This is a genomic window from Polyangium mundeleinium (genome assembly GCF_028369105.1).
In the GTDB taxonomy this organism is placed as follows: Bacteria; Myxococcota_A; Polyangia; order Polyangiales; family Polyangiaceae; genus Polyangium; species Polyangium mundeleinium.
Genome location: NZ_JAQNDO010000001.1, coordinates 6,923,404 through 6,937,321, shown reverse-complemented (window position 1 = coordinate 6,937,321; position 13,918 = coordinate 6,923,404). Strand labels below are relative to the sequence as shown.

The following is a 13,918-nucleotide window of genomic DNA, read 5'->3' as shown; positions in this document are numbered from 1 at the left end:
ATGCGGCGGCGCGAGGCGCGGCGGTCCCCCCGGGGCTTCCTCCCGCCTGAACGGATCTCGACCGACGGGCGCGCCCGAGGGGGACGAGAGAAACGGGGAGGTTAGGCCACCATGGACGGACCGGCCGTCCGCCAATGGGTTGTCGCAGACGTGAAGGCGGTCGGTCGCGGCCGCATTCGCACCGACGCACCGCAGCGTCAGGTCGCGCGCGTCTCCGTTGGCTCGGGCAAATCCCTACTCTCCGCGAACTTGTGACAATTGTCACACTCGATCGAGCGGAAGAGCCCAAGGCACGAAAGATCCGGGGATCCCCCGAGGAAATCTTTCCCAACCTGCTCGCGTTAAGCTACCCTCCCCGCATTGGAGATCGTCCGACTCTGCCCATTCAGCGTCGCCACCGTGGTGTGGGAAGAGCGCCCCGGCGGCTATCGCCTCACGATCGGGGTGAAGGCGACGTTCACGCTGGTCCACGGCGAGACGGCGCTCCTCGCGCCGAAGCAGGACACGGCCCACGGCGATATCTCCTGGGATCACAACCCGCAAGCGGCGCTCTTCGCGCCGAGTGACTTCGTCCCGTACAAGCCGAAGATCGACGTCGCGTTCTCGGGCCGCGCGTTCGCTCCCGGCGGCATGCCGACCGAGATTCTTACGCCGCGCCTCCGCGTGGGCCATTTCGACAAGTCGCTGCGCGTCTGTGGGCCACGCGTGTGGATGCCGGGTCATACGGGCAGCCTGCGTCCGAGCGCGCCGGAGCGTTTTTCCGCGATCCCGCTCCGCTACGAGCTCGCCGCGATGCAAGGCGAGAACATGAGCGGCATCCCCTCGGGCGCCGGGAGCGCAGGCTGGCCCTTGCCGCGCATCGAGACGAGCGAGACGTGCCCGCCGAACGCGACGCCGGGCTTTGGCCCGCTGCCGATCCGCTGGCGCGCCGAGCACCGCGGCGCCCCGGACGACGCCGTCATGTTCGCGCGCCGCATCCGCTCCGAGCACGCCCCAGCCCCCGCGTCGCTTCCCTTCTCGCTCTTCAACTGCGCGCCGAGCGAGCAACAGATCGACGAGCTGGAGCCCGCGCCGAACATCGTGCTCGAGCACCTGACCCGCAAGGCGCCGCGCCTCGAGTCGCGTCTGCCGAACATCCGCCCGCGCGTGTTTTACGCGCACCAGGGTTCGGCGCGGCCTTTCGAGGTCGACGTGCGTCTCGACACGATCTGGATCGACGGCGTGCGCCTCGTGGCCGTGCTTTCCTGGCGCGGGTCGACGCCGGTGTCCGAGCCCGACGAGCACGCGCTCGGCCGGATCATCGTGGCCTCCGAGAGCCCCGAGATGACGGTGAGCCTCGAAGACGTGGAGTCGCCTCCCATCGCGCCCGAGGATTCGAGCCCGCGGCCGATCCTCCCGCGCCCCTTCGAAGGCGAAATCGCGGAAGACGAGGGGTACACGCTCCTGCCGTCGGCCCCCGTGCAGCCCACGCCGGAGGAGCCGACTCCGCTGCCCGTCGAGCCACTCGCGCTGGGCGGGAGCCTGCCCGCGCGGCCGCGCGACAGCTCGGTGCCGATTCCGCCGTCGGGCGAGCGCCTCATCGAGGATCGCGCGTCGTCGCGGTTCGTCGTGGACGCGGCCTTCCCCGGGCCGAGCCAGCTCGTCGAGCGCGCAGCACGCGCGGAGGTCGAGGACGAGAGGCCCGCGCAGGTCGAGGCTTCGTGGGAGACGGACGTTTGGCCCGGCGACGCGGCCGCGATGCGGCTGCCGCCCCCGCCCACGCCGACGAGCGTGCCGCAGGGCGAGCAAGCACGAGGCGAAGAGGAAGAAGATCCGGCCGACCGCGCACCCGCGACCGCGCGCACGGGCACGACGAGCCCGCCGCCGGCCGAGAGCTTCGGCGTGATCACGGAGCGCGATTCGGTCGCGCCGCCGACGCTGGTGCCAAGCACGCGCAAGACGGGGACGCTCGCGCCGCCTCCCACGTTGCCCGGCGGGGCCGTCGCCGCGAGCGCGCGCCTGCTCGACGCCCCGCCCACGACGCAGCGCGCACCGGGGCTTTTGTCGTGGTCCGAGCCGAAGGGCTACATGCCCGTCGCGGGGGCCGCCTCCACGACGACCACGTCGCCCGTCTCGCCGGCAGAGAACGCAGCCTTCTTCACGGCGTCGGCCGCGGCGTCGTCGGGCCCCGCCCTGCCCTCCGCGCCAGCCACACCGTCGCCGAAGCCTTCGGTCGTGTCGGTCGAGACCCCGCGCCCGTCCGGCGCCGGTCGCAAGCCCTCGACGTCGAGCATGGCCTCGCCGCTGCTGATGACCGCGGACCTGCCGCTCGAGCTCTGCGCATGCGTGGCCGCACGCATCGATCGCCGCCCCGAGGACCGCGCGCGCATCCTGTCGGAGATGGGTTTGTCCGAGCCGCGCTGGGTGTCAACCGAGCGGACGTGGGTGGGCGCGATCCGCGCCGAGACCGAGCAAGGGCGAAGCGAGCTCCGGCTCGCCTACGATCGAGCGTACGTGCAGCAGCTCGAGATCGAGCGAGGCGCGCTGGAGATCGCCGACTACGCTCGGCTGATGTTCTCGGTGGAGCACAGCGACGCCGACGTGGTGCTCGCGGAGCTCGGCCTCGCGCGCACCTGCCTCGTGCGGATCGAGCGCGTCTGGCAGGAGCGCATGGAGGCCGATCCTGCCTTCCGCGCGCGGGTGCGGGAAGCGCTCGCCTCGGCACGCAGGGCGTACGCGCGGGTGAGCCCCGATGGTCGCGGCGGCGCGACCTACGCCGAGGCAGCCACGCCCTCGCGGCCACGATCGAGTGATCGATAACGTGACCGCAGCGTGAAGATTGACGCCTCGCCCGCCGGCCCAACGTGAGCGGCGGGAGGGGAAGATGAACGCACCGACCGCGATCCTCGCCGCCGCGAACCTCTTCGCGGCGCAGATGGTGGACGAGACGGCCAACCCCAGGACCCGATCGCCGTGGTTCTGGGTGGTCTTGCTGGTGATCGCCGTGCTCGCGCTCGCCTGGTACTTCCGGGCCGGGACGATCGGCCGGAGGCCTTGAGCTTCAGGCGCGCGTGTAGTTCGCGCGACGGCCGGCCCAGGGCGGATCGTCGGGCTCGATGCGGACCAGCACGACCGTGATGTTGTCTCGTCCGCCGTTCGCGTTCGCCGTGTCGATGAGGCGCGTGCACGCCTCGGTGAGGATGTCGCTCTCGCGCACGATGAGCGCGATCTCCTCATCGGACACGAGCCCGTGCAAGCCGTCCGAGCAGAGGACGAAGACGTCGTGTGGCTCGACGCGCTCGGCGCGCAGGTCGACGTCGACCGTGGGGCTGATGCCGAGCGCGCGCGTGATGACGTTCTTCGGCAGGTACTTGAGATCGAGCTCGGTGAGATCGGGCCGCTCGAGCAGCGCGTCCGAGATGAGCGAGTGGTCGCGCGTGAGCTGCTTGAGCTCGTCGCCGCGCAGGCGGTAGCAGCGGCTGTCGCCCGCGTGCGCGACGAAGAAGGTGCGATCATCCTGCGCGTACGCGCCCGCGACGACGGTCGTGCCCATGCCGCGGTGCAAGCGCGAGTCGTCAGCGCGGGCGAAGATCTTCGCGTTCGCTTCGAGCACGGCGGCGCGCAGGCGCTGGCCGACGGTTACGTCGGGCTTGCACTCGTTGCGGAAGTACTTGGCGATGGAACTCGCGGCCATCCGGCTCGCCACCTCGCCGGACTGATGTCCACCCATGCCGTCGGCCACGACGAACACGTTGAACTCCGGCAGAAGGATGAAGCGGTCCTCGTTGTGGTGCCGCTGTCTGCCCACGTCGGATAGGCCTGCCGCGACTGCTCGCATCCGCCGGGTATTGTACGTACATTTCCTGGCCGACGAACAGGTCCTAAGCTTGCTCCCCATGCTGGAGCTCGTGGTCGACAACCCCTACACCCTCGACGTGGCCGTCAGACGCCCGCTCGCCGAAGCCGGTGAGGTGGACCAGGCCCTGGACGCCGCCCAGGCCGCCGCCCGGGCCTTCGCCGGGACACCCGTGAAGGACCGGGTGGCCCTCTGCCTCGCGGCCATCGCGCGGATGGAAGAGCGGGCCGAGGCGATCGCGGCCGACATCACGGCCATGATGGGCAAGCCCCTGCGTCAAGCGCGTGGCGAGGTAGGCGGGATGGCCAAGCGAGCCCGGTACATGGCGAGCATCGCCGAGGCGTCGCTCGCAGACACGGTCTTGCCGCCCCAAGAGGGTTTCGAGCGGCGGATCGCGCGGGCCCCGCTGGGGGTCGTGTTCAACCTGCCCGCATGGAACTATCCGCTGCTCACAGCCGTGAACGTGGTGATCCCGGCCGTGCTCGCAGGAAACGCGGTGCTCCTGAAGCACTCGCCGCGGTCGCCGCTCTGCGGAGAGCACTTTGCCGACGCGCTGCGTGACGCGGGGGCGCCGGCCGGGCTCGTCCAGGCGCTGCACTGCGATCACGAGATGGCGGGGCGCATCGTGGCCGATCCACGCGTGGATCACGTAGCGTTCACAGGCTCGGTCGCGGGCGGGCACAAGGTGTACGCAGCGGCCGCGGCAGCGCGCTTCGTGGACGTGGGGCTCGAACTCGGCGGCAAGGACGCGGCGTACGTGGCAGCGGACGCCGACCTCGACAAGGCGATCGAGAACATCGTCGACGGCGCCTGTTACAACGCAGGCCAGAGCTGTTGCGCAGTCGAGCGCGCGTACGTGCACCGGAGCCTGTACGAGAAGTTCGTCGAGGGGTGTCTCGCGCTCATGAAAGCCTACCGTCTCGGCGATCCCACGGCCGCCGAGACGAACATGGGCCCGATCGCGCAGCCGCATCACCCAGCGTTCATCCAGGGGCAGATCGATCGCGCGGTCGCCGCAGGCGCGCGGGTTCTCTTGGGAGGCAAACGAACGCAGGTCGACGGGCGCGGGCGTTTCTTCGAGCCCACGCTGCTCGTCAACGTCGATCCACGCATGGACGTGATGCGGATCGAGACGTTCGGCCCCGTGCTCCCGATCATGTCCGTGGACTCGGACGAGGAGGCCGTGGCACTAGCGAACGACAGCGATCTCGGCCTAACAGCGAGCATCTGGACGCGAGACCGAGCACGCGCCGAGCACCTCGCGAAGCAGCTCGATGTCGGCACCGTCTACATGAACCAGTGCGACACGCTCGACCCAGCCCTGCCCTGGACCGGGGTGAAGGACAGCGGCAAGGGTTCGTCCTTATCCGCGCTTGGCTTTCTGCACCTGACGCGGCCGAAGGCGCTGAACTTCAAGCTTTGAGCGCGCGAGGCTCTGCCCCGCACCCCGGAAGGGGGCTGTCCGCCCCCTTCACCCCGGACCAGGCACGGCCTGGACCGAAGGTGGAAGAACTGCGCGGAGCGCAGTTCTTCCACCGGGCCGGTGGCAAGACCATGCAGGTGTGTCTCCACCTGGCGACGCAAACGTTGCCGGTTGAACCTGCAGCGCTGCGGCCTTGGTTGGCAGGGTCGTCGCCAGTCTTGCCAGCGGCTGTTCGATGAACTGCGCATCGCGCAGTTCATCGACCCCGCGTCCAGCGCTTGCGCTGGTCCGGGTCCAGGGGTGGACAACCCCTGGTCGGGTCCGGGGTGAAACCCCGGCGCTACGCTTCACGCCTCGAACTGATACGTCGCGCGCTCTGCGCCTTCGACCTTCACGACGACGCGGTTTGGTTCGAGGTGCACGACGGCGTGTGCGGCGGCGGGGCGGCCGGGGGCGTCGTCGTCGAGGTTTTCGATGAGGCTTTGCAGCGTGATGAATGGGATGCCGTCGACCACGTCGAGGTGGTTCCAGTGCAGGTGCCCGTTGAAGACGGCGCGCACGACGCCGCTCTCGCGCAGGATGGTCCGGAGCGCGCGCCGCTCCTCGACGAGACAGATGTGCGGCGAGCCCTCGAACCAGCGGTTGCCGCGGAGATCCTGATCGGCTGCGCTGTGGTGCATGAGGACCACCGTCGGCGCGCGTGTGGCGGCGAGATCCTCGCGTAGCCAGCGGAGTTGCTCCTCGCCCACGGTGACGTCTTGATCCTTGCGCTCGCGCGTGTGGAGCACGACGAAGTGGAAGCCGCCGCGATCGAACGCGTGGTAGAGCCGATCGAGATCGGGGCGCTGCCAGACGGAGAGGAGCTCCGATGGCGCGAGGTGCGCGGTGTCGTGGTTGCCTGCGACGTTCACGAGCTCGGCGCGCGCGCCGCGGAGCAGATTTACGCAGGCGGCGTAGCGGGCGAGGTCGGCGTCGTGGGCCTCGTCTTCGATGTCGTCGCCGAGGTTCACGACGAGGTCGGGGTGGACGACTTCGTTCATGCGGGCGACGAAGGCCTTGGCGAGGCCGGGCGCGCTGCGGGTGAGCTTGCGCAACTTGCCCGCGAATCCAGCTTCGGGGCCGAAGTGGAGATCGGTGATCAGGCCGAGCGTGAGCATGCCGAACTCACGTCTTGTCGTGCTTCGAGCCGCCGAGGCAGGGTGGCGACTGGAAACCTGGGGCGCCCTCGGCCTCGAACTGCGCGGGCGTGAGCGCGCGGATCGTGAGCGCGTGCAGGCCGGAGCGCAGCTCCGTGGCGAGGGCCGTGTGCACCTTGCGGTGCCTCTCGATCGTGCCGAGGCCTTCGAAGGTGGGGCTCACGATCAGCACCTTGAAGTGCGTCTCGGAGCCCGCGGGCACGTTGTGGTTCTTGCTCTCGTTCTCGACCGTGAGGACCACGGGCGCGAGGGCCTCGGAGAGCTTCTGCTCGATTCTCTCTTGGCGCGACACGCGGCGAGCTTAGCCCGGATTTCGCATCCCTCCCATCTTGCTCGGGCCTGGGCTACAAAGGCGCGATGACACGCTTCCCCCAAGCTTTCTTCGCGCGCTGCATGCGCGCTTCGGGGCGTTCGCTCGTCCTCTGCGCGGCCCTGCTCGCCGGCTGCAGCGACGAGAGCGACGACACCACCACGGAGACGACCGCGACCGACCCGCCCACGATCTCCATCAAGAGCCCCGCGGAAGGCGCCTGCGTTTCGATCGGCGAGGTGCTGGACGTTCGGATTCCCTTCGTGCTCGACGTCAAAGCGCTCTTGCTGCGGCCGCCTGGGTACTGCGGCGATACGAAGACGTGCGGGCACCTCGAGCTCTCGGCAAACGGCAAGGTGGTGAACCGTGGCTCCGGGACGGTCGTGGAGTTCCCGATGATCGGCGTGGCGAATCGGTACGACACGTTCGACGTGGAGATCGTCGTCGTGGACGACGAGGGCGCGCCGCTCGCTGCCGGTGAAGGGAGCGTGCTCCGCGCGACACGGACGATCACGACTGCGGTGTCGTGCGACAAGGGCGGAGGTGCGTGATGCAGGCGCGACGCGAGGACCGCGGGAAACGAGCCATGCGCGCGGTCGTCTCTGCGACGGCCTTGATCCTGGCCGCCGGGAGCTGCGTCGCGCCGCCTCCACCCAAGACGAGGGCCACGTCGGACCTCCGCTGCGACAAGGCCGCGCTTGCCACGTGTGAGGGCGCGATCGCCGCGGCCGCGCGGGAAGAGCGGGATCCGACGGCGCTGCTCGACGCGTACGTCGCGGCGCGGGCCGAGCGCGATGCCGCCGATCGGTGGGCCTCGCTCTGGCGTGACGCGAAGTCCGAGCCGAAGGCGCGCGGCGCGAAGTCGGTTGTCTTGCGCGAGCAGCTCGGCAACGACACGCCTTCACCACGGGTCTCCGCGCGGAAAGGTGCCGTGGAGATCCGGACCGGGCCGCTGCCCCGGCCGGCGTCGATCGACGCGTCCGCGCTGCTTGCCGCGATGGGAGCGTCGCTCGGCTGGGAGACGATCGCGCGCGTAACGGCCGACGCGAAGACGTTGACGGAGATCTTCCCGAACGATCCGCTTCGCCCGTTCATGGCCGGCCTACCGCCCGTCGTGCAGGACATCTTTTCGCGTGATCCCGAGGGGATCCTCGATCTCGATCTGGAGATCGCGCAGGTGGTCCGGCACGCCGCCGAGCACGCCGCCAGCTTCCGTTACGTCGACGCGGCCGGCGAGGCCGAACGCCTTTCCACGCTGCTCGATCGACGCAGCGCCGCGAGCGAGCGGAAGGCCTCGCACCCTTCCGAGGAAGCCGAGCCCGTGCTCCGCGGGAGGTACTTGCTCACGCTGCTGGAGAGCGCCGGCATCGCGCTCGAACCTCCGGCGGGCGAATGGATCTCGCCGTACCCGCACGCTCGTTCGAGTGGCCCCCCCGGGCCGGACACGTTGCGCGATGGCACGCCGTACGGCCACCTCTTGCGCGTCCGCGCCGCGGAGGACGACGGCGCGACCTGGAAGGTCGTCGGCGAGGCCATCCTCGCGGCCGTACCGGAAGGCAAACGCGAGGGGATCCGCGCGCTCTTCGGCCCGCAGGAGGCGTGCGTCGCCGTGCCACCGCCGAGCTTCCAGGGGCCCGACGATCTGGCCTTCGCGTACACGATGGGCCGCGCACTCACGCCCTCGCTTTCGCTCGACACGACCCGGAACAACCTCCTGCCGCTCGCGGAGTGGTTGCCCCGGTACGACGCGTTCGTGCGCACGGTGGACGAGGCCCGCACGACCTGGACCCACGCCTTTGCGCTGACGCAGCAGCGCGGCGAGCTCTCGGGGATTTCGCTCGCGCAAACACCCACGTATCGGCGTGCCTCGACGCTCGTCTCCGCGCACCTCGCTGCGCTGTCGCAGCTTCACCAGGCCCACCCCGATCGCATGCGCTCGATGAGCGTGGTCACGCTCGCGTATGCCCCTGGCCTCGTCTCGGACGCGACGCTGCGTGACGCGCTCGTGGATCTGTTGCGGCGAACGATCGAGGATCGGCTCGCGCGCGCGAAGGACGCCTCCGAGGTCTTCGAGGCTGCCTTCACCGGCGCGCTGGCTGCGACGGCGTATCCCGCGGCCATCCAGAGCGCGTTTTACACGGGCCTTGTTGGCGCGTTCCGCAAGAAGCTCGACGGGGATCTCGCCCGCCAGAGCGGCTGGGGCGTGGCCGGGCTCTTCACCGCCGACGTGCTCGTGCGCATGCTCCTCGGTGAACGACCCGATCTCGACGCAGCCGCGGCACGGATCGGGCAGGCCCTCGCCGATCCGTCCGTCGCGCGGCGCCCGCTCGCGCGCCTCGCCGCCAGCGTGGCCCGCTACCTCGCGCTCGGCAGCGCCGGCAAGCTCGACCCCGACGCCGCCGAGCCGGCCCGCTTCCCCGCCGATCGCAAGGCCGCGCGGGACGCTCTGCGCGAGAGCCTGGCCGGCCTCGGCGACGGCGCCGAGCCGATGCCCGCGGGCCTGCTCGACGACGTGGTGACCCTTGGGGATCAAACGATCACCGCGCTCGCAACGATCCTCCTCGACAAGCCTGCCGGAGCCGAGCCGAAGTGCGGCGGTGCGAAGGGCGGGCCGAGCCCCGCGACGCGCCGCGTCCTCGCGCGGATCGGCGACGTGCGGAGGCGGATCCTCGCGAGCCCCTCGTACGCCAAGGGCGACGGCGCGACGATCCGCCGCGCGCGCTTCGTCGTGACGATCCTGTCGGATGCGATCGACGTCGCGTCGCCGCGGAAGAACAAGGCCGCGCCTTTCACCTTCGTGATCCCGGCGGCGGATGCCGACCGCGCCTTTTCGGCCGGGCTCGCCGCGTGGGAGGAGCGCGCGTTCGCCGACGCGATCACGTCGATCTACGGCCTCGTGCGGACGTACCTCGCCGAGCCCAAAGGCTCGTCGATCGACGCGACCCGCGTGAAGAGCTTGCTCAGCGCGCTTGCCGCGATCTTCCGCGAGGAAGGCGCAGGCACGCCGGTGGGGCTGCTCGACGCGCTCGCCCGCGCTGCCGCGGTGGAGACCACGCAAGGCGGGCTCGACGCGCTCCTCGTCTCGCTCTCCGGCACCTTGCGGGCCCAGGGCAAGCAGGATCAGGCCGATTTTTGCCTGCTCGGCGGTGTGCTCGTCTCGATCGCCACGGACAAGCCGCCGCCCGACGCGGCCATCGCCGCGGCATCGAGCGGCGCCTCCGAGCTCGGCTGGGCCCTGCGTTTCGCGCGTGAGGTCTTCCGGGCGCGGCACGGAGAGCCGCCGCGGCCGAGCGAGTATGCCGAGGGCATGCGCGGCGCCGTCACGCGCGCCTGCGAGGACCCCGGGGCCGCGGACGCCGTGGTCTCCGTGATGGAGGCCATGCAGCTCGCGAACACGGGCGACCGCGCGAAGGCGCGCGAAAAACTCGACGCGTTCCTCGCGAAGGCCGAGTCGAGCGGCCTCGTGATGCCCCGCATGTCGTACCGCTACGACGAGAAGACCGTCTCCAAGGTCTTCAACGTGAGCTTCGACGTCTCCTTCGGCGCGGGCCTGCTCGAAGGTTCTTCCACGTTCCAGATGGGCCTCGGCGTGCGCTCGCCCGGCAAGCCCGAGGGCTCGTTCACCGCGCGCCTCGCGCCGATCGCCGGCCCCGAGCGCGACACCGAGGCCGCGCGGTACTACGTGCACGCCGCCGCCGTCGCCGCCGCCTACCACTTCCTCGACGGCGACGCCGAGCGCGGCGCCTCCGCCGCGTCCCGCGCGATCGACGCCGCGATCTTCGGCGCGCGCCTCGGTGGCCGATCGCTCGGCCCGGCCGATCCGAAGACCCTCGCCGCCGACGCGCGCGCCGTCCTCGCCGTCACGGCCGTCCTCGCCGCCGACGCCGGCATGCCCTTGCTCGCCGGTGATCTCTGGTCGCTCGTCCGCGCCACGCTCGCCGAGGACACCGACGACGCCGCGCTGCGGGAAATCCTCTCCACGACGCCCGTCGCCTTCGCCGGCATGCCCACCGCAAAACCCCTGCTCGATCGTGCCGCGCGTGCCCTCGCCGTGCTCGGCGAGCCCCTCGCCTGCACCGAGGACAAGGTCGAGCTCGGCGGCTACGAGGCGCCCGCGTGTGACGCCTACGCCCTCGCCCTCTCGCTCCGCGCGGGCGGCGCGCTCCGCAAGCTCCCGCGGATCCGGCGGGGCGACACGGGCAAGGCGTGCGCCGGCCCCCTGCCCGCCCTCGATGTGTTCCTTGGCGGCATGGACCAGAAGAACTACGACCCCGACGCGTTCACCCGCGCCACGCTCGAGCTCGCCTCGGCCGGCCGTGTCTACGATGCCGCCCTCCTGCTCGCCCGCCAGCGCCAGCCGAGCCACTGCAACCCGAGCCTCCTCAGCGCGGCCCGCTCGATCGGCAGGTCGAAGCTCCTCGGCCCGAGCCTGCGGGCCGACACGCTCAGCGTCGCCGTCAACTGCGCTCCCCTCGACGACGCCGCGCTCGACGATCTCGCCGCGCTCGACGCGGACACGACGGCCCTCGCCGATCGCAGCCGCAACCTCTCGGTGCTCGTCTTCGCGACCGAACTCGGCCTCACCCGTGACCGATGGGATGTGCTGGCCAAGCTCGCGAGGAGCCCCACGTTCGTCTCGCGATGGCTCGACACCACCCCGCATGCATCGCTCTTCGCCCTCGTCCTCGCGCACGCCGTGGCCATCCTCGCGAAGGAGCCCACCCTCGCCGAGCCTGCTTCGCGCTCGTACGATCTCTTCTGCGTCACGCTCCCGCCCGCCGACAAGGCCGCCTGCGAGGCGGTCCGGGCCCTGCGTCAGCCGGAGGCCGATCCCGAGGTCCGGGCCAAACGCGCGCGCGAGGCGGTCTCGGCCGCGCTGCAAAGGATCACGCAGAAGGCGCGGCGATGATATCGTCCGCTCGCTTTTCGGCCCGCCGAGAGGAGACGCTCGCATGACCCAGGCCCAAGACAAACCCCGCCGCGAGGCGGGCATCCTCCTGCACCCGACCTCGCTGCCCGGCCCCTACGGCATGGGGGATCTCGGCGCCTCCGCGCGGCGCTTCCTCGACTGGCTGGCCCAGGCCGGGCTCGGCCTCTGGCAGGTCCTGCCCCTCAACCCGACCAGCAACAACTGCCCCTACGTCTGCTGGTCCGCCTTCGCCGGCAACCCGCTCCTCGTCGACCTCGTCCGGCTCCACGAGCTCGGCCTGCTCGACGCTTCGGACCTCGCGCACGAGTTCACGCCCGCGAGCCTCGTCGACTTCGACGCCGTGCGCGCCTTCAAGGAGCCGCGCCTCGATCGCGCCGCCGAGCGCCTCCTCGCGCACCCCGAGCACCCGCTGCGCAAGCCGCTCGCCGCCTTTCGCGAGGCCGAGGCCTCGTGGCTGGAGGACGCCGCGCTCTTCTGGCTCCTCTCGCGCAAGAACGGCGGCAAGGCCTGGTGGGACTGGGAGCCTGCCCTGCGCGACCGCGAGCCCGCGGCGCTCGCGAAGGCACGCGCCGAGTTCGCCAAGGAGATCGAGCGCGAGATCGCCATCCTGTTTTTCTTCGAGCACCAATGGAATGAGCTCCGCGCCTACGCCCACGGCCGCGGCGTGCGGATCGTCGGCGACCTGCCGATCTACGTCGATCGCAACAGCGTCGACGTCTGGGCGCACCGAAACCTCTTCCACCTCGACGAGCTCGGCACGCCGCAGACCGTGTCGGGCGTGCCGCCGGACTACTTCAGCGAGACCGGCCAGCTCTGGGGCAACCCGATCTACCGCTGGGATCGCATGGCCGAGGACGACTTCTCCTGGTGGCGCGCCCGCCTCCGTCGCGTCCTCGCGCACACGGACATCGCCCGCATCGATCACTTCCGCGCGTTTGCCGCGTACTGGGAGATCCCGTTCGGCGCCCCCGACGCGCGCAGCGGCCGGTGGGTGAAGGGCCCCGGGCTCGCGTTTTTCCAGGCGCTCGAGCGTCACGGCAAGATGCCGCTCGTCGCCGAGGATCTCGGCATGATCGACGAGGCCGTCCACGAGCTGCGCCGCGCCGCGGGCCTGCCCGGCATGCGCGTCCTGCAGTTCGCGTTCGGCGGCGACGCGGACAACACGCACCTGCCCCACAACCACGAGCCGGACAACGTCGTCTACCCGGGCACCCACGACAACGACACCACCGTGGGCTTCTGGCATGCGGCCGCGCCGCACGTGCGCCACCACGTGCAGCGTTACCTCCGCGTGAGCGGTCAAGACATCGCCTGGGACTTCATCCTCGCGGCGTTCGCCTCCACCGCGAACACCGCGATCATCCCCATGCAGGACGTGCTCTCGCGCGGCAGCGAGGCGCGCATGAACAACCCCGCCACGACCCGCGACAACTGGCGCTTCCTGCTGCACGGCGACGTCTTCCGCCGCGAGATGGCCATGCGCCTGCGCGAGCTCGCCGATCTCTACGGACGCCTCGCCGCGCCCGCATCCACCGGAGCCGCGCGATGAGCGAGCAATACCGCCTCGCCTCCCCGCAGTGCCCGCTCTGCGCGGGCCTGCTCCAGGAGCGACCGACCCCCGGCGCCGTGGTCGACGTCTGCGCCGACTGCCACGCCGTGTGGATCGACTGGTTCGACGGCGACGTCTCCAGCGTCGCCGCTGCCGTCGAGGTCCGCCCGGCGGTCCCGCAGACGCGCCCCGGCGTTCGCGCCTGCCCGCGTTGCCGCGACACCCTCGCGCCCGAGCACCTGCGCGGCCACGGCCCCGAGGTCCTGCGGTGCCCCGGCTGCGCGGGCGTCCTCATCCCCTCGACGACGCTCGCCGAGGTCGTGGCCCTCGGCCCCATCGAAGACACCTCGCCCCCCACGCGGGAAGAGGGCCTCTTCCGGCGCATGCTCCACGCACTCCGCTCCCTCGGCGCCTAGCAGCCTGTGGACTTATCTGCTGCGCGCCCCGAATCGTCGGTCGACATCGCTCGAAATCCTTCAGGATTCCTCGCTCCGTCGCCCTAGCTTCGGGGCGCTCGCGACGATCATTCCACAGGCTGCTAGAGGGCGTTCCCCACCTCTTTTGCATCGACCGCATCGCGGTCGATGCAAAAGAGGTCCAGGGCTGGCCCTGGTCCGGGTCAAGGGGCGGACAGCCCCTCGTCGGGTCCGGGGTGAAACCCCGGCGCTACGCTGT

General features: G+C 70.9%; 10 protein-coding genes. 7 read left to right on the top strand and 3 right to left on the bottom strand.

Annotated features, from left to right (window positions below; translation table 11 throughout):
• Positions 1-360 precede the first annotated feature (360 nt).
• Together POL67_RS27425 and POL67_RS27420 are read left to right on the top strand one after the other, a co-directional pair.
• The gene (locus POL67_RS27425; protein ID WP_271922263.1) at positions 361-2,799 is read left to right on the top strand and encodes a DUF2169 family type VI secretion system accessory protein; all 2,439 of its coding nucleotides are present in this window, start codon (positions 361-363) and stop codon (positions 2,797-2,799) included.
• Between the two features lie 64 nt (positions 2,800-2,863).
• Positions 2,864-3,037 (top strand): hypothetical protein, encoded by a 174-nt coding sequence (locus POL67_RS27420; protein ID WP_271922261.1) that lies wholly within the window; start codon positions 2,864-2,866, stop codon positions 3,035-3,037.
• Positions 3,038-3,040: 3 nt separating this feature from the next.
• On the opposite strand, the gene POL67_RS27415 is transcribed toward POL67_RS27420, so the two are convergent.
• Complete coding sequence (locus POL67_RS27415; protein WP_271922259.1) at positions 3,041-3,817, bottom strand: Stp1/IreP family PP2C-type Ser/Thr phosphatase; 777 nt, start codon at positions 3,815-3,817, stop codon at positions 3,041-3,043.
• A gap of 58 nt (positions 3,818-3,875) precedes the next feature.
• On the opposite strand from POL67_RS27415, the gene POL67_RS27410 reads away from it, so the two are divergent.
• A complete protein-coding gene (locus tag POL67_RS27410) occupies positions 3,876-5,258 on the top strand; it encodes an aldehyde dehydrogenase family protein (protein WP_271922257.1) in 1,383 nt (460 codons plus the stop codon).
• Positions 5,259-5,605: 347 nt separating this feature from the next.
• On the opposite strand, the gene POL67_RS27405 is transcribed toward POL67_RS27410, so the two are convergent.
• Complete coding sequence (locus POL67_RS27405) at positions 5,606-6,415, bottom strand: metallophosphoesterase family protein (protein ID WP_271922255.1); 810 nt, start codon at positions 6,413-6,415, stop codon at positions 5,606-5,608.
• Positions 6,416-6,422: 7 nt separating this feature from the next.
• The gene (locus tag POL67_RS27400; RefSeq protein WP_271922253.1) at positions 6,423-6,746 is read right to left on the bottom strand and encodes a BolA family protein; all 324 of its coding nucleotides are present in this window, start codon (positions 6,744-6,746) and stop codon (positions 6,423-6,425) included.
• A gap of 65 nt (positions 6,747-6,811) precedes the next feature.
• Here POL67_RS27400 and POL67_RS27395 point away from each other — a divergent pair, with 65 nt between their 5' ends.
• From POL67_RS27395 to POL67_RS27380, 4 genes are read left to right on the top strand one after another with little or no spacing between them, the layout of a single operon-like run.
• Positions 6,812-7,315 (top strand): hypothetical protein, encoded by a 504-nt coding sequence (locus POL67_RS27395; RefSeq protein WP_271922251.1) that lies wholly within the window; start codon positions 6,812-6,814, stop codon positions 7,313-7,315.
• A complete protein-coding gene (locus tag POL67_RS27390) occupies positions 7,315-11,673 on the top strand; it encodes a hypothetical protein (protein ID WP_271922250.1) in 4,359 nt (1,452 codons plus the stop codon). Before POL67_RS27395 ends, POL67_RS27390 begins: the two co-directional genes overlap by 1 nt.
• Positions 11,674-11,716: 43 nt before the next feature.
• On the top strand, positions 11,717-13,243 hold the full coding sequence (gene malQ, locus POL67_RS27385) for a 4-alpha-glucanotransferase (protein WP_271922248.1): 1,527 nt from the start codon (positions 11,717-11,719) through the stop codon (positions 13,241-13,243).
• Entirely contained in the window at positions 13,240-13,659 is a 420-nt protein-coding gene (locus POL67_RS27380; protein ID WP_271922246.1) for a TFIIB-type zinc ribbon-containing protein, read from the top strand. Before malQ ends, POL67_RS27380 begins: the two co-directional genes overlap by 4 nt.
• The last annotated feature ends 259 nt before the right edge of the window (positions 13,660-13,918 follow it).

What these genes read in the sequence shown, in the direction of transcription:
- POL67_RS27380 (WP_271922246.1), top strand. Translation starts at nt 13,240, where the DNA reads ATGAGCGAGCAATACCGCCTCGCCTCCCCGCAGTGCCCGCTCTGCGCG.
- POL67_RS27405 (WP_271922255.1), bottom strand. Translation starts at nt 6,415, where the DNA reads ATGCTCACGCTCGGCCTGATCACCGATCTCCACTTCGGCCCCGAAGCT.
- POL67_RS27420 (WP_271922261.1), top strand. Translation starts at nt 2,864, where the DNA reads ATGAACGCACCGACCGCGATCCTCGCCGCCGCGAACCTCTTCGCGGCG.
- malQ (WP_271922248.1), top strand. Translation starts at nt 11,717, where the DNA reads ATGACCCAGGCCCAAGACAAACCCCGCCGCGAGGCGGGCATCCTCCTG.
- POL67_RS27390 (WP_271922250.1), top strand. Translation starts at nt 7,315, where the DNA reads ATGCAGGCGCGACGCGAGGACCGCGGGAAACGAGCCATGCGCGCGGTC.
- POL67_RS27395 (WP_271922251.1), top strand. Translation starts at nt 6,812, where the DNA reads ATGACACGCTTCCCCCAAGCTTTCTTCGCGCGCTGCATGCGCGCTTCG.
- POL67_RS27410 (WP_271922257.1), top strand. Translation starts at nt 3,876, where the DNA reads ATGCTGGAGCTCGTGGTCGACAACCCCTACACCCTCGACGTGGCCGTC.
- POL67_RS27415 (WP_271922259.1), bottom strand. Translation starts at nt 3,817, where the DNA reads ATGCGAGCAGTCGCGGCAGGCCTATCCGACGTGGGCAGACAGCGGCAC.